This is a genomic window from Paenibacillus sp. Z3-2, assembly GCF_054161325.1.
Genome location: NZ_CP096397.1, coordinates 480,464 through 498,002, shown reverse-complemented (window position 1 = coordinate 498,002; position 17,539 = coordinate 480,464). Strand labels below are relative to the sequence as shown.

The following is a 17,539-nucleotide window of genomic DNA, read 5'->3' as shown; positions in this document are numbered from 1 at the left end:
CATTGCACGATTTCCCCTTAATCGAATAAACGGCCTTACAACGGGCACAATAATACAAAATTTTCAAATACACCCTGTGAATATAGATCGGGTATATGATACACTAAGCTTTCTATCGGCTTTCTGCGTTTGTGATATAATAGGAACTGAAAATTCCGGCAATTCGTACTGGTTTCCGGATCTCCGGATAACATATTATTCCAGAAAGAGGGAGTTCTACGTGGCTCAAATCAGTCCGTACTACCTGCAAATCGGGGCAACCGTGGGTATGCTCGTCATGGCCCTGCTTGCCATCTTCATCCGCATGAAAGCCAGTCACAGACCGGTGACCATTCGCAAAATCCTTATTCCTCCGCTCGGCATGAGCACAGGATTTCTCATGTTTGTTGTACCGGAGACACATGTTCCTCTACTCTGGGCATTCATTGCATTGCTGGTGGGCTGGTTCCTGTTCTCGTATCCCCTCATTCGCAGTACACGGTTTGAACGCGTAGGTGAAGAGATTTATGCCACGCGTTCCCGCAGCTTTGCTTTCATTCTGCTCGGATTGCTGGCTGTACGCCTGATCCTGCATGAAGTCATTCAGCGATATGTAAGTATTCCGCAGACAGGCGGATTATTCTTCCTGCTGGCCTTCGGCATGATAGTACGCTGGCGTGTATATATGTACAAACACTACAAAGAAGTGCTGGTGGCGGAACACTAGTCACATACACAGACCACGCACAGGTTCACCAAAAAAAGACACATTCTGTTACACCATTGGTGTACAGAACATGTCTTTTTTTGTTTTCAACCTCGTTGGAGATTGAAGCTGTAAACCATTCGATATCTATTCAGGATCTGCAACCTTCACCAGCTGCTTGCCCAGATTATCTCCCGAGAAGAGACCCATGAATGCTTCCGGTGTCTGTTCGAACCCGTCCACAATGTTCTCTTCATACTGGATATGACCTTCCTTAATCCATTTCGCCAATTTGGCGCGGCCTTCCTTGAAGGATTTCGTGTAATCACCCAGCAGGAAGCCTTTCATCAATGCTGTGTTCGTTAACAGCAACGTCTGTGGACGCATGCCGATATCCGGCTTCTCCAGATTATAGGAAGAGATCTGACCGCATAACGGAATACGTGCATTCCGATTAATGTGGCGCAACACTGCATCCGAGATGTCACCGCCCACATTATCGAAGTAGACGTCCACGCCATCGGGGCAAGCCCGTTCAATGGCTGCTGACATATCCTGCTCCTTCTTGTAGTTTAAGACCACGTCGAAGCCCAGCTTTTCTTTTAGATACGCACACTTCTCGTCAGAGCCTGCAATACCAACCACGCGTGCTCCTACAATTTTACCAATCTGACCTGCAATCATGCCTACCGCTCCGGCCGCTCCCGATACAACTACCGTTTCGCCGTCCTTGGGTTTGCCGATGTCTTCCATACCAAAATAAGCCGTCAGACCCGTCAGGCCCAGCGCACCCAGGTAAGCCGTGATTGGTGCTTCTTCGGTATCAATCAGCGAAAGATCAGCCGTATTCACTGCGGCGTATTGCTGCCAGCCCCACATGCCGGATACGAGATCTCCTTTGCGCAGATTCGGCTCCGAAGATTCCACAACCTGCCCAATGGTTCCACCCTTGATCACTTCATTCAAAGCGTACGGTGCAGCGTAAGATTTCGTATCTTTCATGCGGCCCCGCATGTACGGGTCAACCGACAAATATAATGTACGTACCAGGACTTGCCCAGCTTCCGGTTCAGGAAGAGGTGCTTCAATGAAGTTGAAATTCTCTCTCGATGGGGCACCTTCGGGACGAGACGCAAGTACGATCTGTTTATTTACAGACACCAAAATTACCTCCTTGTTGCCAAGTGGACGCAAGGTTAACCCTTGTCAGCTGAAATCACTCACCACTGGCTCTGTGTTATCACTTCTTAATAGTTTAAACCGAAACAGGCGGATCACAAACGTGGGCCGCCTTGAAATATGCAAATATCGTCACATTGTAGCTGCTTTTAGCTAATTATTGTGCTGTCAAAATCACAGGACCGTCTGCTGTAATCGCAATCGTATGTTCATACTGGGCAGACAGACTGCCATCCATAGTACGCGCAGTCCATCCATCCGAATCCAGCTTGCTGCGGTACGTACCGATGTTCAGCATCGGTTCAATCGTAATAACCATGCCTTCCTTGAGACGTGGACCCCGATGTGGTGGACCATAGTGAGGGACTTGTGGTTCCTCATGCATCTTCTCCCCAATGCCGTGTCCAATAAACTCACGTACAACCGATAGACCTTCACCTTCTGCATACACCTGAATGGCGTGGGAGATATCACCGATCCGGTTGCCAACTACGGCAAGTTCAATCCCTTTGTACAAGGAGGTTTTGGTTACATCCAACAGATGTTGTGCTTCCGGAGTCACTTCACCTACGGCATAAGACCAAGCCGAATCCGCCAGCCAGCCATTCAGATTAACCACCATATCGATTGTGACGATATCGCCGTCTTTCAGTGCATATTTCCCCGGGAACCCGTGACAGATCACATCATTAACCGACGCACATGTCGCATATTGGTATCCGTTGTATCCCTTTTGTTCCGGCGTAGCGCCATTTTTCTTCATAAAAGACTCTGCAAACTGATCGATCTCCTGTGTCGTAATACCTGGACGAATCATTTTCGCAATTTCTCTATGGCACGCGGCGAGAATTTCTCCGGCTTTTCTCATATATTCAATCTGTTCTTTGGTCTTCAACGTAATCATTACAACTACTCCTTGTCCGTTAAGATCTTATCCTGTCTTCTATTGTAACGCGAAACGCTCAAAATAAAAAATTCCGTGTAATCAGCAACATCCTATTATACGCGTGGCCCTTGTCCAATGAATATACTTTTCCATAAAAAACTCGAAACCCGTTCATATCTGGCCGCGTATATGCTTAAAACAGTTGAAGTCGAAAGGGTGAAAGCTCATGTTCAAAAAGATTATTGGTAAACTTATTGATTCCAAATCTTCATCTCACCGCAAACGTTATAGCTCCTCGGACAGGCGCTCATATAAACGTCACAGCAGTTCCTCCGGCAAGCGTTCCTACAAGCGCTATTCTTCTTCGGATGTGAAATATAGAGACAGCCGCAGCGGCTCTGGTTATTACAAAAGCAGAAAATATAGCTCCAGCTAAGCTGCTGTCATTACTGCTTTTAATAAGTAATGATCGTTCCAGCTCAGTGGACGCTAAAGAATATGTAACAAAGGGGTGTTCGTCAGCCGTACTTACGGCCAGCAGAACACCCCTTTTGATTGTTTCCTTTTATTTATCAGTATGTATCAATTTTGCTGATTTTGATGTCTTAATGCCTCAATGTAGCAAATTCGCTTATCCATGGAGAACGAATAATACACTTTAAATTTATCAACCAAGATCCGGTATGTCCCTTGCCAGGATGGTTCCTGAGCTGGCATGGATTCCGCCATGACAGCCACCTTCATCTCAATTCTCCGAACTAATTGAATCTTATAGAGCTTTGTCTCTTCCTGAGTGAAACGAACACTTCCAATTTGAGCGAGAGCCTGTCTTGCTGAAGGTGTCCACTTGATCAACATCTATAACTTTCCTTTTTCAATTGCGTCAATTATATCATCTGTAGAGTAGACCCTACCCGAAGAAATATCCTTTTTAGCTTGCGTAATTAAAGTTTTAAGCTCCAGATCACTTTCTATTTCTTCCTGAACCACGTTTTCCAGCGGCTTGATTAAATAATGCTTACCTTCGATATCCACAATGGTGTCTTCTTTGCTATGAAACCATGTTTTGAATAATTCGGCATGATCGCCTTCAAGTTTTTTAAGCATATGAGGAATCGCCTCCTACAACGTTTAGTTCCTAACCATTATATCATTCACCCCACTGTTTTGATACGTTATGAATTTAACAGATAAAAGGAAAAAGACCCCTACAGATATAACACGAAGAGGTCCCGGATAATAAATATGGGTTCACCTGTAGAACTTATTTCATCTTACTTTCTCCAACACATGGTCCATCTCTGCCAGTAACTCCGTCGCTCCACCCTTATAACCCGGGCGAAGTCCAAGGAGTCGCTCCAGCATGTGGTGCAATTCCGGCGTAAGATCAAGTTCCTCCTGCCAGCTGGCTGGTTCTCGGCCCTTCTCTGGCTCATAGGCGGAATACAGCATAAAGAGAAGAAAGTGTCCGATGTCCTGCAGATCATGATCCGGTGTAGCCGGTTCATCTTCAGGCTCAGGTACTTCTCGCATACGTCGCTTCAGCTCCGGCAACAACGGCTCCCCCAAGCTTCTTGCCAAGCCAAAGTCAATCAGATGAACCGTCCCTTCACGTAAAATAACATTAGGAATACGCACATCTCCATGAATATATCCTTGCTCATGCACATGAGCCACCGGAGCTAGCAGTTGACCTGCCAGTTCCAGACATTCCCGCTCCGTATATTGGAGACCTTGCTCGAATATGCATTCTTCCAATGTCTGTCCACGGACATACTCGGTAACGATATAACTTCGTCTCCCCGATGTGAACATATCCAACAGATCAGGGATCGCCGGATGGTGCAGATGTTTCATCACGTCCGCCTCCCGCTCCAATAAGTGCGCAGAGAGTCTGCCCTTGCTGGGCTTGGACTCCTTCAACGCCACTTCCCTTCCGGTTCGGTCGTCCGTACACAGATATGTCAGCCCATAGCTCCCCATACCCAGCAATGCCTGTATCGTATAACGCTCAGCGATGGTCGTTCCTTCTTGCCGAGGACGGTCAGTCCATAGCCCGAGCAATCTTTGCCAACTTCGTCGCAGCTCCACAGATCCTCCCATGCCAGCTCCCTGATCCACTCAGTCTGTTTCTATACCGAGCAGTCCGTTGCCAGTCTTCATGTTGTATGGAGCTTATTATATCAGGCTGCTACTGCAAAATCACGGAAGGGCAAGAACCTGTCGCTTCAGGCTTCCTTATGCTTCTTGGGCAGAAGTCCGAACAACATGCGCAGTGATGTTCCTTTGGGTTTGCGTTTTCTCTCCTGAAAGCTGCGCAGGTTGGTCACAAGTTCACGATCCCGCTCTTCCTCCAGCTTCTCATTCATCCATAAGCGCTGTTTCTCCATCTGTTCCTGAAGCGCCATATGTGTCTCTGCCAGATGCTGAAGTGTCAGCTCCAGTTCATCAACCCGCTGTTGCAACAACTGTACCTGATCATCCTGTTGTTGTTCCACAGCACCATAAGTCACCTCACTTACCAGTTGTCCCAGACCCTCATAGGATCTCAGATTACCCGTTACTTCAGGTTGTTCAGGGAATACTGCTGACATCGATGTTGCTGCGCATTCCGGCTCTGACATACGCTCGATACTCACCACAGGTACATCCACTACAGGTACACCTACTTCGGGCAGATCCGGAGCCAATACAGTCACAACAGCATCAGCGAGGGGCAGATTATGCTCTCTGAGTTCGGCCATCAGACGTTCAATGCACTCGATGTCAACTGATTTGAATAGTCTGGATTTGTTGGCGGACCGTTCGAACCGGTATCCCTGCTCTTCCAGTGCCGCCGCATATTTACGAAGAGTACTGGCACCTATGCCCAGGCTCTTGGCCGTTTCCGTCGTTGCTCCTGCTTCTTCAATCATCATTAATTCCCTCCCGGAATGAAGTCTTTTGGGAATCAATTTCATAATACCTTTAGTGAGTTATGAAATTGATTCTTGGATAAGAACATTATGGCTTCAGCGTTCCTTTTTGGAACCGTCATCGGATCGGGGCAACCTGTCTAAGAGATCAAGTGTGTTTTTCTTTTGCTTGTCCATATGTATTCGTCAGCCTCTCGGCAGATCCCTTTGGCGGTTTTGTTCTGTTTCTGCGGATTCCTAAGAACTTTTGTCAGGTATATGATTCGCACAAATAACCCTCGATCCGACAATGAGCATGAATGCTGTCATGTCGAATGATACAGGTGCAAACGCCGTCAAATCATATGATCATGAATTATCCATGTCAATTTTGTTAACTCCGTTGCTCCAATACGCTCCCGCGATAGTGGATATCATTGCTGCATAACTTTTTCATGTGTTATCTTATGTAACGTAGAAGTGCATTTGAGCATAAAATAAAGGACTATACTTAACATAGGACGCGTAAGTGATGAATAAATATCAATGTAAATGGGGGCTGAACGGCAGTGTTAGGAAAATCAGGTAAAGTAGCGGTGATCGGGGCGGGTCTTGTCGGTTCGAGTTGCGCGTATTCCATGATTAATCAATCGATATGCAGGGAAATTATGATGGTGGACCGGACGTATGACCGTGCTGTAGCACAGGCACTGGATTTTTCCCATTGTATGGACTTCACACATAACCGCACCAAAGTATATGCAGGAACGTACGCCGATTGCGGCAATATGGATGTGATTATCTTAACTGCCGGGGCGAATCCCAAGCCAGGACAGACAAGGCTGGATATTCTGGAGGAAGCGGAGTCGATTGCCAAAGACATCGTGGTTCCGATCATGAACAGCGGGTTTAACGGGATTTTTGTCGTCGCTGCTAATCCGGTTGACATAGTAACTTATATGGTATGGAAATTATCAGGCCTGCCGCGTGAGCATGTCATCGGTACAGGGACGTCCATTGACTCTTCACGGCTCAAAACACTGCTGTCTGAAGTCTTCTCCATCGACCCACGCAGTGTGCATGGTTATGCTCTCGGGGAGCATGGAGAATCCCAGTTCGTAGCCTGGTCGCATGTGACCATCGGCGGTAAACCGATTATGCACATTATGGATCAGCACAAGGAGCGTTTCAAACATCTGGATCTGGACGATATCGCACGTAAAACGAAGGATGCTGGCTGGGAGATCTTTACCCGTAAAGGCTCTACTCAATTCGGGATCGGCAACGCCCTCGCACACATCACCCGTTCCATCCTCAATGACGAACACAAAATCATCGCTGTATCGGCTATTCTGGACGGAGAGTACGAGCAGCACAACGTCTGCGTTGGTGTTCCCGCCATCATCGGCGGAAATGGCATACAAGAGATTATCGAATTGAATCTGGATGCCACGGAACGTGAGAAATTCAACAATTCCTGTGAAATCCTATCAGGTAACATCAATCGTCTGACATTGGCATAACCCATTCGTATACAGCTTATCTTCATAAGCTTCAGCGACTTCAATCGGTCAACGCAAACACGCCAATAACACTCCATCTGAGGAGGTTTATTGGCGTATTTGCGTTTATGATTTTACATTTAGGCTGTTGTTCAACTCGGGGCAAGCTGCGGTTCGTCCGTTGGTCCCCACTGCTGTAACACCCGCTTCAACTCACTCAGCATAACCGGTTTGCTAATAAAGTCACGCATGCCTATCTCCAGACAGGCTTCCTTGTCTTCACGTTTGGCAGTGCCTGTCACTGCAATGATGGGGGGTATGCGATCCTGTGGAATTAGTCGGTGTAACAGGTCTGTCGCCTTAAGACCGTCCATGACAGGCATATGAATGTCCATCAGCACAATATCATAGGCATTCTGAGAGATGGCATCAATGGCTTCCACGCCATTGGTACATACATCTGCGTGGTAACCGAGCTTCTCCAGATATTCTCGCAGAATTTTCCGGTTTACCGGATGATCCTCAGCCACGAGAATCCGCATAGCTACCTTGTCACTTTGGCGTGTACGATCATGATGAAATTGACTTGCTGTCTGTTCTGCCGAAGCGTCTACACTTGTCGCAGGAACAGCAAACCGGAAGGTGGAACCTTCTCCTTCTGTGCTCTCGACACTGATACTGCCACCCATAATCTCAACAAGCCGTTTCGAGATGACCAGTCCCAAACCAGTTCCGCCATACTTGCGGTTAATCACCGGATGCAGCTGAGAGAACGACTGGAACAACTGATCCAGCTTATCAGCCGGAATACCGATGCCTGTATCTTGCACGGCAAAATCAAGCACGCTGTCTTCAGGCTTCCTACCCTTGATGATATCCACATTCACATCAATGCTCCCCCGGTCTGTGAACTTGAGCGCATTGCCAACCAGATTCACCAGGATCTGCCGGATACGCATGGAGTCCCCTACCATGAATTCAGGGATGTTTGGATTGAGACGAAATCTGATCTCCAGCTGTTTCTCATCTGCACGAGGTTTAAACAGTTCGGCAACCTGTTCCAGCATCTTGCGCAATGCAAATGGCTCATAAGCCAGTGCCATTTTACCCGATTCAAGCTTACTGAAGTCCAAAATATCATTAAGGATGTTCAGCAGTGCATCGCCGCTGTCTTGAATAATCTCGGCATACTCACGCTGTTCTTCTGATAAATCAGTACCAATCAATAACTCTGTCATCCCCACGATCCCGTTCATCGGTGTCCGGATTTCATGGCTGACCATCGATAGAAACTCTGACTTGGCCTGAGCTGCCAGCTCAGCTGTCTCTTTAGCACGTACAATTTCACGTTCGTCAGTCATGTCATTGAATACGACTACCGCGCCCTGAATCTGTCCCTGTTCAATAATCGGCGTCACCTGATACTGCACCAGAAAACTGCTGCCATCTTTACGCCAGAACACGTCTTCCTTGATTGACCGTCTCTGTCCATCCAACACGGTCATGTGGATGGGGCACTCTTCTTTTGGGAAATGACTTCCGTCTGCACGGGTGTGATGGATAATGGGATGGGAGTTTTTGCCGATGAATTCTTTCCCCTCATAACCGAACATCGAAGCTGCTGCAGGATTCATAAACATGGTGATTCCATCCGCATCCAAACCATATATTCCTTCGGTAACCGTATTGAGAATAAGCTCATGTTGCTTGCTAAGCTCCTGAATCCGTTCCGTATATTCCTTACGCTCGGTAATATCAGACACGATTCCATAGACGCCTACCACTTCTTTATCCACAATAATGGGCACATTCGTAACCGACACTTCGATCTTCCGGCCACTTGAATTGACAATTCTAGTCTCATAATATTGTGGATCGCCTTGCTTAACCTTGTCAAAGTTCGTTTTACCGTATTGAACTTCACATTTATCCAGATTGGACAAAAACGATTTGCCAATAAGCTTATTGCGTGGAACAGCCAGCATTTGGACTAACTTGCTGTTCACCGCACTATATTCGCCTTCCAGATTCAGTGAATACACGGCTGCCGGATTATATTCGAACAGCGATCTGTATCGTTGACGACTTTCTCGAAGTCGTCTGTCTGCATCTTTGTGCTGGGTAATATCCCTGCTGATGCTGACAATCTGCGTACTCTTGCCATGCTCTCCAGCCACGGGCTTCGCCAATGTCTCCATCCAGATATAGTGTCCCTTTTTGTGTAACACACGCATCTTGCAGCCATTACCAATCTTCGAAAGCTCCATAGGATCAGGATAATCTCCCGGATAACAATAATCCTTGAAGGACTTTCCGGTAACTTCCTCCGGCTTATAGCCAAGCAAGGTGTACACGGAAGGTGAGACATATAACAGCTCGCCATCCGTTGTACAGGTCGTAATCAGATCTTGCGCATGGTCAGCGAGCACCTGATATTTCTCCCGAGTCTCCTGAAGTTCACGTTCCACTTCCAAGATATCGCTAACATCTTTGGCAATGCCGTAGATTCCCACCACTTCTTCACCCTCCGTGATGGGCACATACGTTATCTGTGCCTGTTTCAAGGAACCGTCTTTATGATAAAAAGTAATGGAATTATTGACTGAACGTCCACCCAGCACCTCTTTAATATATTCTTTGCGTGAATTTTCACTGTCCGGAGGACAGATCTGATTACGACTCATACGAATCAAGTCATCCAGTGTATAGCCCGATATCCGCTCTACCGAGGGATTAGCATCCATATAGTTTCCATCGATGTCCATCACATAAATGGCATCCGGGTGGTTAAAAAACAATGATTGGTAAGAATTTCCCTCAGAAATAATGCGCTTCAGGGTTTCCGTTTTATTAACATCCAAGGCTTACCCCTCTTTTCTCAGCCAATATCTTCGTCTATCAACAGGAATTGATTATTCCCGTAGAAATGGGCTTACCCTCGAATAACCATGCAAGCCTGCCTAGAAACAGCTTTTTTTTATTTTACCAGACTCTCGTCTCATTTTGCCTACAATCGATGATTAAATTCACATAATGTGTGATGAAGTAGTTGAATTTGAATTACGAATTAATATATTTCAGAAAATTAACGATACATTTTGTATCGAAAGGCTATAATCGTTAAAAAGTGTTTTTGAACTACGGAGAGGACGGATGAATCATGCTGCCCAACAGAGTTAAGGTTGCTTATGGCAAACTAAGAGGCTTGGCCGTTTTTGGTAAGATCCAGCCCTCGATCGGCCTGCTGCCACGAATCAGGGGTAAGGTGTATCTGAATAAATTTGGTGATTTGCAGGTGGGGAAGAGGCTTAACATCATAGGTCAACCTTGGGGAACCCAGTTAACTGTGATTAAGGGCGCACGATTAACTATTGGTGATGACGTCATGATTAATGCCGGTGTGGGAATTGCGGCTAACGTAGAGGTGACGATCGGCAATAACGTTATGATTGGTCCGCGAACAAGCATATTCGATAGTGCCTATCACCGGATTGATTCGCTGGATGACGGAAGCCAGACTGCCAAGCGGATTGTAATTCAGGATAATGCCTGGATTGGTACAGGGGCGCTCATACTTCCCGGTGTCACCATCGGCAGAAATGCAGTCGTGGCTGCGGGAAGCACAGTAACCAAAGATGTCCCCGAGAATACGCTTGTAGCCGGAGCACCAGCCAAGATCATTCGGGAGCTGACCATTCATGATGGGTGGGTCAGACATTAGAAAAAATCCTCCTGAAGCATACATACAATAGAGCTTTGCATGTTCTGCCTAAGAAGGATTTTGATCTTACGATAATCAGGCGTATAACGAATTATTCAAATTTCTTTTTTCGCAAAATACATCATCCCGATTCCAATGAAAATGACAGCACTGCCTCCAACGACTGCCAGCATCGTCATCAGTGGAACGTTGTAGGCTCCGAAACCTCCGCCGTCCACAGGTGTCATCAGAATCATCGGTTGTGCCCATGGATAATACGGCCCGTATGTCGCCGAGTTCACAATGAGAATATTCGGTACAGTCAGTGCAAAATTCAGTGCGAGCGGTGCGGCAAAGCTGCTCCACACCAATGAAACGAACATCTGCAGGGCAGCGAGTGGTACACAGGCCAACAATCCAAGCAGTAGTTTGCCCACCAAGAATCCCCAAGGGATTGGCCCCGTGATGCCATGAATCAACCCTGCCAGCAGAATCGACATCAGCAACAATGCTTGCGTACCCGCCAGAAGCATGAGTACAATCGTCAGTTTGCCTGCATATACACCTGAACGTGTGAGCGGTAAAACCAGCATCTGCTTCCACCCTCCTCCTGCATGCTCGAAACGGCAGACAAAGGACGTGAACACGCCGGTCAGCATCGGTAACAGGAGTAATCCATGCAGGACGACCATGGCGGTCATTAATACCTGCCAATTCCCCGACGGAGTGGACAATAGTCCGATGAGCAGCGCAATGAGTGGACTGATCAGAATTAGAAGCCATATGGGCGATTTACCCATTTTCAGCCGTTCAGCGGATAGAATTCGGAAATATGTTGTTGCAAAGCTCATATCAGGCCACATCCTTCCGGCTAAAGTGCACCATACCCAGCAACAGAATCAATAACCCCATACCTGCACCCATGCCTGCATACAGGTATGGATTGGGTCCATTCCAAGCCATCTGTGGCCAAGCTAGCGGAAAGTTCGGCGAGATACTGAGTGCGAACATGCCCGTTATCGCGAGAACAATGCCCAGTGTCACAGGAAGTGCCTGATTCTTGTTTACCATGGTGAGCCATAACTCCAGTGACAACACCGGAAGCGAGCCAGCCAAAGGTAGCAGCCCCAGCTTGATCGCATGCGTCCAAGGGATGTCACTGGCATGGAATCCGAGGATCAGACCCAGACCTACAATCCCTGCAGTTAGCAGCAAGCAGGAGATCACCAGCAGCAGACAGGCAAGCAGAAACTTGGCTAAATACACGGCTGGTCTGGGAATCGGCATAGCAAGCAGCTGTTTCCATGATCCCTGTTCATGCTCGACATTAGCGATCATGGAACTGAGAATCGTTGCTCCCAGCATCAGGGACAACGGCACAAAGACAACTACATTGCCGAGCAATCCGCCCCACAGGTTATCTGCATACTGCTCTTTCAGATAGTCCAGACGCAATCCGAAGTTAAGCGCCTGCATCGCGATCAATCCAAGAGGAGCCAGGAAAACGAGAAACCAGATTCCCTTCCCTCGAATCTTGAGCCAATCCGAAGACAATGCACGTCCCGTCATATGGATGCCCCCTCGCCAATGACCCGCATGAACAGATCTTCCAGAGACTGACGCTGTTCCTCCACACGATACACATCATGATCCTGCTCAATCAATCGTCGCAAAAGCAGTGCAACCGAAGGGTTATCCATATAGGGGAATGTTAACGCAGAACCTTGTCGCTGACCGAATTGACCCTGTTCTCTGGCCAGCTTCATGGCCTCTTCCGGCTCGGAAACCGTTAACCGAATAGAGCTGCCCGTCTGACTATGCAGACTCGCAATGGTATCCTGAAGCACCATCTTGCCTTCACGAATAATACCGACGCGGCTTGCCATCTGTTCGACCTCGCTCAGTAAATGGCTGGAAACGAGTACGGTAATGCCATGTTCCAGAGGCATGCGCTTGATCAATTCCCGAATCTCCTGAATGCCCGCAGGATCAAGCCCATTCGTCGGCTCGTCCAGAATTAGCAGCTCCGGTTCACCCAGCAAAGCGCTGGCTATACCAAGGCGCTGCTTCATCCCAAGGGAATATCCCTTTACCGAACGTTTGGCATCCTTGGTCAGATCTACAATGGACAGCACTTCAGCAATTCTCGATTTCGGTACATTGATTATCCGGCGCAGTGTTTCCAGGTTTTCCACCGCATTTAGATGTCCATAATAGGACGGATATTCGACCAGTGAACCAACACGGCGCAGAATGTCCATGCGATCCTTGCGGATATCCTTGTCGAAGACACGGATCACGCCTTTGGTTGGTTTAATCAAGCCGAGAAGCATGCGAATCGTTGTGGTTTTGCCGGCACCGTTAGGACCGAGGAAGCCGTAGATATCTCCCTTTTTAATGTGCAGATCAAGTTCACGGACCGCTGCACGGTCCCGGTATGTTTTCCATAGATTAGCCGTTTGAATAATATTTTCACTCATTGTATGATCACCTCAGAACTATCGTAACCGTCCAAGGTTAAAGCCAAGGTAGTCTCCAGTTTAAGTTTAGTTTAAAAAAACTATTCCCGCGGTTTGTTGCTTCCCGCACCACTGTAGATATACGTTCGGACACCCGCATCGGAACTGTCTACCCGCTTGCGCAGTCCCATCTCACGAATCAACAGGTCTACAATGGATAAGCCGAGACCCGTGCCTTTCGTGTCAGAATCCTGCTGCAGTCCAGGACCCCGATCCTGAACAACAATGGCCGTCTCGCCCTGAATCTCCTGCGTTGTTATGCCAATATACTTCCCGCTCGCGGCATGACGGATCACGTTCTGGAACAGATTATCGAGAATACGACGCATACCCTGTTCATCCATTTGCCATATCAAAGGTTTCTCCGGCAGGTCGATATCAATCTCGAATTGTTCTTTCTCCCAGACGGGATACCATGAGGCGGCTGTCTCTCTAACGATACGAAGCATATCTTTCTCTTCCAGCTTCAGTGTATATTTCCCGCTCGTAAGCAAATTATAGGATAACATGTTGTCAATGAGGCCGTCGAGATCCTCCATCTTCGCTTCCATGCGATGTAATGAGTGGATGCCTTGTTCGCTGAGATCTTCTTTATGCAGTGCATGCATATGCCCTCGAATTACCGTTAACGGCGTGCGAAGATCATGGGAAAGCCCGGCAATGAGACGTTTGCGCAATAGTTCTTCCTCGCGTTCCCGGTGACGACTGTCAGTGAGTTGATGCACCATCTGATTGAATGAATCCTCCAGCTGACCAATCTCATCTGACTGACGAATGTCAACCGGAAGTGGAATGCCTACCTTACCCGGGGTCATCATTGCCGTCTGCAACCGAATAAGCCTTTTGCGAATACGTGCGAAGAAGAGAATCGACAAGATAATGAAGATCAGAAAGATGATGGTCATTACGATACCGAGATACAAGAGTTCCATCGGCCAGTTACTCTGTTTCATTTGCAAAAGCGACCGCGGCACTTCAATGATCATGAATCCCTGTCCTTTGTCCTGCTCATCTCCGCCAATATATGCAACGACGGTCAGTGGATCGCGAAAGGAAGCTTCTTTCATGAATTGCACCGTATTGTTCACATTCCATAAGGCTGGAATATAAGTCTCTGTCGTTTGCCCGGAATCCAGTGACCATCTCAATATCGTGTCTGTCAGACCATCCGGCGATGTGGATTCCAGAAGCGTTACATCTTCACCCCCAAGAATAAAGACGGTTTCGCCGCTAGAATTCACACGATACATGGAAGATTTGGGATACGTACCATGTAATTGCTCCAATCGGGCCCTGATCTCTTCATCCGAAGCACCATCCAGATTCTCGGATTCACGCGACCAAAGGTTACTGATCCGGGTAACGTCACCGTAAGGTGCCGCTCGGTCCGTGTTCGTACTATTCACTACGACAATATATATAACGGATATGATTGGAAGGACAACAGGCACAAACAATATAGCCGCCAGGATCAGGATGATATATCGGGACATTAAAGATCGACCAAATCGAAGTTTGCCCTGCCCGGTTTGCTTATAATTATGATCCATGCGCTGTTCTCCTTTCTTGCTCTTCCTTGCTCTGAACCACTGGATCATGGCTTCTTCACACGATATCCAACACCACGGACCGTCTGAATAATAGCAGGATTAGCCGGATCAAGCTCCAGCTTCTCGCGCAGATGTCGAATATGTACCATTAAGGTCTTGTCCCCATCCAGATATGGCTCGTTCCATACGGCTTCATAGATCTGCTCTTTGGTTCGAATCATGCCCATATGTCGTAACAGGTAGGTGAAGATATGGAACTGTTTGCCCGATAAAACAACCTCATCCCCCGTCTCATCATTGACGATCCGGTTATCTTTCTCATAGATCGAGAGATGATCCAGCTTCAAAGCCGCATCGGATGAGATCACAGTTCCTGCTTTCCGTAGCTGAACTTCAATTCGGGCAGCCAGTTCATCGGGGTGAAACGGCTTGGTCACATAGTCATCGGCAAAATCAAGACCATGGAGCTTATCGTCAATAGACGTTCTGGCTGATAACATGACAATAGGAATAGCCGGATGTTCCTTTTTGAGTCGCTGTCCGACTGTGAATCCATCCAGCCCTGGCAGCATGACATCCAGAATGATCAATGAGCAGCCAACAACAGCTTCAGCTGCACCTTCACCACTTCCGAGCCAGATCACTTCATAACCGCGCTCCTCCAGATCAGCTCTTACCCATGTTGCAATTTCCGTGTCATCTTCAATGTATAACAGTTTGGTTTTCATACGCGTATTCGTTTCCTTTCTACACCAGTTGGGTTAATTATATCTTAATCATTAGCTTGCGTGATGTCATGTCATACCAGTCCACGAAGTACATAACATGTTTATAAATAACGGGAGGGAACTAAAATGCTGCTCGAAGCCATCTATCATCAACCGAAGCGGAACTGGGCCTATGCCTACGATCAGGATACAATCCGCCTGCGTCTTCGTTCCAAAAAGAATGATCTGACCGAAGTACATGCCTTGACCGGGGATAAATATGCGTGGGATGAAACCAAAGCCCTGGTTCCTTTAACCAAGTTTACGACAGACTCCATGTTCGATTATTACGAAGGTGAAGTGAAGCCTCCATACCATCGGCTGAAGTACTCTTTTCTATTACAAGACGGAGACGAACAGATCTGGATGACCGAGACGGGCTTCCAGGAAGAAGAACCGGACGATCCAAGTCGCATGTTCCAATTCCCCTACATTCATGCCGGGGCCGTATTCACACCCCCTGAATGGGTGAAGGATGCGGTATTCTATCAGATTTTCCCCGAACGATTTGCCAACGGCAATCCTGAGATCAATCCGGACAATGTAGAACCCTGGGGCGGCGAGCCAACACCGTTTAATTTCTTCGGTGGTGATCTTCAGGGCGTGATCGACCATCTCGATTATCTCAGTGAACTCGGCATCAATGCGATCTACTTCACCCCCATCTTCGAGGCAACGACCAATCATAAATATGATACAGAAGATTATCTGCGGGTAGATCGCCACTTCGGTGACGCAGATACCGTGAAACGACTGGTTAAGCTATGCCATGCGCGTGGGATTCGTGTATTGCTGGACGCCGTGTTCAATCATTCCGGGAAGACCTTTGCACCATTCGTCGATGTGCAGAAGAACGGAGAACAATCCCAATACAAGGACTGGTTCCATGTACACGAATTCCCGCTGGATGTGAAGGATGGCATTCCTACGTATGAGACATTCGGATTCGAAGCGCACATGCCGAAGCTGAATACGGAGAATGCCGAGGTTAAGGCCTATCTGTTGGAGGTTGCCGAGTATTGGATCAAGGAAGTGGGTGCGGACGGATGGCGGCTGGATGTCGCGGATGAAGTGGATGATGCCTTCTGGCGTGATTTCCGTCGTGTAGTCAAGGCCGCTAATCCGGAAGCCTATATTCTGGGTGAAGTCTGGAATGAGTCCTCTGCCTGGCTGCAGGGCGATCAGTTCGATGCTTCCATGAACTATCCGTTTACCGATGCCGTGAATGCCTTTTTTGTGAAAAATACGCTGCATGCCGAACAGTTCGCCAACTCCATCGGTCGACAGTTATCCCGCTATCCGCTTCAGGCCAGCGAAGTAGCATTCAACTTGCTGGACAGCCACGATACCCCGCGTCTGCTCACCCTGTGTGAGGGCGATCAGCGCAAGATGAAGCTGGCTGCGTTATTCCAGTTCAGTTACATGGGTGCTCCGTGCATCTATTACGGAGACGAGATTGGAATGGACGGCGAACAAGATCCGGGTTGCCGGAAATGCATGGAATGGGACGAAGCGAAGCAGGACCGGGAGTTGCTCGACTTTTATCAGAAACTGATCTCACTACGTCATGCTCATCCTGCCCTGCGTGCGGAAGGCACCATTCGTTTCCTGCAGGCTCGCCCCGACGGCAGCCAACTGGTACTCGAACGGCAAGATGATGAGGAACGCATCCTGATCTTGTTCAATCGTTCAGAGGAGACAGCTATTGTCGAACTGGAAGCAGGTGACGGGGAATGGACAGAGCTATTCGGCGGAAACCATCGTACTGCCAAGGATGATGGCGTGCTTGCCATTGAATTGCCTGCGTATGGATATGCTGTACTGAGTACGGCTGTGAGTCAGAGATCATCATCTTAA

General features: G+C 47.9%; 16 protein-coding genes. 4 read left to right on the top strand and 12 right to left on the bottom strand.

The window, feature by feature from the left end:
• Positions 1-220: 220 nt before the first annotated feature.
• Complete coding sequence (locus M1D71_RS02445) at positions 221-706, top strand: CcdC family protein (RefSeq protein ID WP_458125100.1); 486 nt, start codon at positions 221-223, stop codon at positions 704-706.
• Between the two features lie 126 nt (positions 707-832).
• Here M1D71_RS02445 and M1D71_RS02440 read toward each other — a convergent pair whose 3' ends face one another.
• From M1D71_RS02440 to M1D71_RS02415, 6 genes are all read right to left on the bottom strand, one after another.
• Positions 833-1,846, bottom strand: coding sequence for an NADP-dependent oxidoreductase (locus M1D71_RS02440; protein WP_458125099.1), 1,014 nt, complete (start codon positions 1,844-1,846; stop codon positions 833-835).
• 175 nt (positions 1,847-2,021) lie between these two features.
• Positions 2,022-2,768: a type I methionyl aminopeptidase gene (gene map / locus M1D71_RS02435; protein WP_458125098.1), complete on the bottom strand. Its 747-nt coding sequence runs from the start codon at positions 2,766-2,768 to the stop codon at positions 2,022-2,024.
• 564 nt (positions 2,769-3,332) lie between these two features.
• A complete protein-coding gene (locus tag M1D71_RS02430; RefSeq protein WP_458125097.1) occupies positions 3,333-3,608 on the bottom strand; it encodes a type II toxin-antitoxin system RelE/ParE family toxin in 276 nt (91 codons plus the stop codon).
• A complete protein-coding gene (locus M1D71_RS02425; protein ID WP_458125096.1) occupies positions 3,609-3,857 on the bottom strand; it encodes a hypothetical protein in 249 nt (82 codons plus the stop codon).
• Positions 3,858-4,019: 162 nt separating this feature from the next.
• Positions 4,020-4,841, bottom strand: a complete 822-nt coding sequence (locus M1D71_RS02420; RefSeq protein ID WP_458125095.1) for a serine/threonine protein kinase — start codon at positions 4,839-4,841, stop codon at positions 4,020-4,022.
• Positions 4,842-4,978: 137 nt separating this feature from the next.
• Entirely contained in the window at positions 4,979-5,668 is a 690-nt protein-coding gene (locus M1D71_RS02415) for a hypothetical protein (protein WP_458125094.1), read from the bottom strand.
• 545 nt (positions 5,669-6,213) lie between these two features.
• Between M1D71_RS02415 and M1D71_RS02410 the strand changes: the two genes are divergently transcribed.
• Positions 6,214-7,167, top strand: coding sequence for an L-lactate dehydrogenase (locus tag M1D71_RS02410; protein ID WP_145325640.1), 954 nt, complete (start codon positions 6,214-6,216; stop codon positions 7,165-7,167).
• A gap of 131 nt (positions 7,168-7,298) precedes the next feature.
• Here M1D71_RS02410 and M1D71_RS02405 read toward each other — a convergent pair whose 3' ends face one another.
• Positions 7,299-10,007: a PAS domain S-box protein gene (locus M1D71_RS02405; RefSeq protein ID WP_458125093.1), complete on the bottom strand. Its 2,709-nt coding sequence runs from the start codon at positions 10,005-10,007 to the stop codon at positions 7,299-7,301.
• A gap of 299 nt (positions 10,008-10,306) precedes the next feature.
• Between M1D71_RS02405 and M1D71_RS02400 the strand changes: the two genes are divergently transcribed.
• Complete coding sequence (locus tag M1D71_RS02400) at positions 10,307-10,867, top strand: acyltransferase (RefSeq protein ID WP_458125092.1); 561 nt, start codon at positions 10,307-10,309, stop codon at positions 10,865-10,867.
• Between the two features lie 95 nt (positions 10,868-10,962).
• On the opposite strand, the gene M1D71_RS02395 is transcribed toward M1D71_RS02400, so the two are convergent.
• The 5 genes from M1D71_RS02395 to M1D71_RS02375 form a co-directional block, all read right to left on the bottom strand.
• Entirely contained in the window at positions 10,963-11,697 is a 735-nt protein-coding gene (locus tag M1D71_RS02395) for an ABC transporter permease (protein WP_458125091.1), read from the bottom strand.
• Between the two features lies 1 nt (position 11,698).
• Positions 11,699-12,415: an ABC transporter permease gene (locus tag M1D71_RS02390; RefSeq protein ID WP_458125090.1), complete on the bottom strand. Its 717-nt coding sequence runs from the start codon at positions 12,413-12,415 to the stop codon at positions 11,699-11,701.
• Positions 12,412-13,326, bottom strand: coding sequence for an ABC transporter ATP-binding protein (locus M1D71_RS02385; RefSeq protein WP_458125089.1), 915 nt, complete (start codon positions 13,324-13,326; stop codon positions 12,412-12,414). Before M1D71_RS02385 ends, M1D71_RS02390 begins: the two co-directional genes overlap by 4 nt.
• A gap of 80 nt (positions 13,327-13,406) precedes the next feature.
• Positions 13,407-14,915 carry a HAMP domain-containing sensor histidine kinase gene (locus M1D71_RS02380; RefSeq protein WP_458125088.1) on the bottom strand — a complete coding sequence of 503 codons (1,509 nt, stop codon included), beginning with the start codon at positions 14,913-14,915 and terminating at the stop codon, positions 13,407-13,409.
• A gap of 44 nt (positions 14,916-14,959) precedes the next feature.
• Positions 14,960-15,643: a response regulator transcription factor gene (locus M1D71_RS02375; RefSeq protein ID WP_458125087.1), complete on the bottom strand. Its 684-nt coding sequence runs from the start codon at positions 15,641-15,643 to the stop codon at positions 14,960-14,962.
• Positions 15,644-15,769: 126 nt separating this feature from the next.
• Between M1D71_RS02375 and M1D71_RS02370 the strand changes: the two genes are divergently transcribed.
• Positions 15,770-17,539 (top strand): alpha-glycosidase, encoded by a 1,770-nt coding sequence (locus M1D71_RS02370; RefSeq protein WP_458125086.1) that lies wholly within the window; start codon positions 15,770-15,772, stop codon positions 17,537-17,539.

Excerpts from the sequence above, each read along its gene's own strand:
- map (WP_458125098.1), bottom strand. The coding sequence starts at position 2,768 with ATGATTACGTTGAAGACCAAAGAACAGATTGAATATATGAGAAAAGCC.
- M1D71_RS02430 (WP_458125097.1), bottom strand. The coding sequence starts at position 3,608 with ATGTTGATCAAGTGGACACCTTCAGCAAGACAGGCTCTCGCTCAAATT.
- M1D71_RS02425 (WP_458125096.1), bottom strand. The coding sequence starts at position 3,857 with ATGCTTAAAAAACTTGAAGGCGATCATGCCGAATTATTCAAAACATGG.
- M1D71_RS02415 (WP_458125094.1), bottom strand. The coding sequence starts at position 5,668 with ATGATGATTGAAGAAGCAGGAGCAACGACGGAAACGGCCAAGAGCCTG.
- M1D71_RS02400 (WP_458125092.1), top strand. The coding sequence starts at position 10,307 with ATGCTGCCCAACAGAGTTAAGGTTGCTTATGGCAAACTAAGAGGCTTG.
- M1D71_RS02395 (WP_458125091.1), bottom strand. The coding sequence starts at position 11,697 with ATGAGCTTTGCAACAACATATTTCCGAATTCTATCCGCTGAACGGCTG.
- M1D71_RS02390 (WP_458125090.1), bottom strand. The coding sequence starts at position 12,415 with ATGACGGGACGTGCATTGTCTTCGGATTGGCTCAAGATTCGAGGGAAG.
- M1D71_RS02385 (WP_458125089.1), bottom strand. The coding sequence starts at position 13,326 with ATGAGTGAAAATATTATTCAAACGGCTAATCTATGGAAAACATACCGG.
- M1D71_RS02380 (WP_458125088.1), bottom strand. The coding sequence starts at position 14,915 with ATGGATCATAATTATAAGCAAACCGGGCAGGGCAAACTTCGATTTGGT.
- M1D71_RS02375 (WP_458125087.1), bottom strand. The coding sequence starts at position 15,643 with ATGAAAACCAAACTGTTATACATTGAAGATGACACGGAAATTGCAACA.
- M1D71_RS02370 (WP_458125086.1), top strand. The coding sequence starts at position 15,770 with ATGCTGCTCGAAGCCATCTATCATCAACCGAAGCGGAACTGGGCCTAT.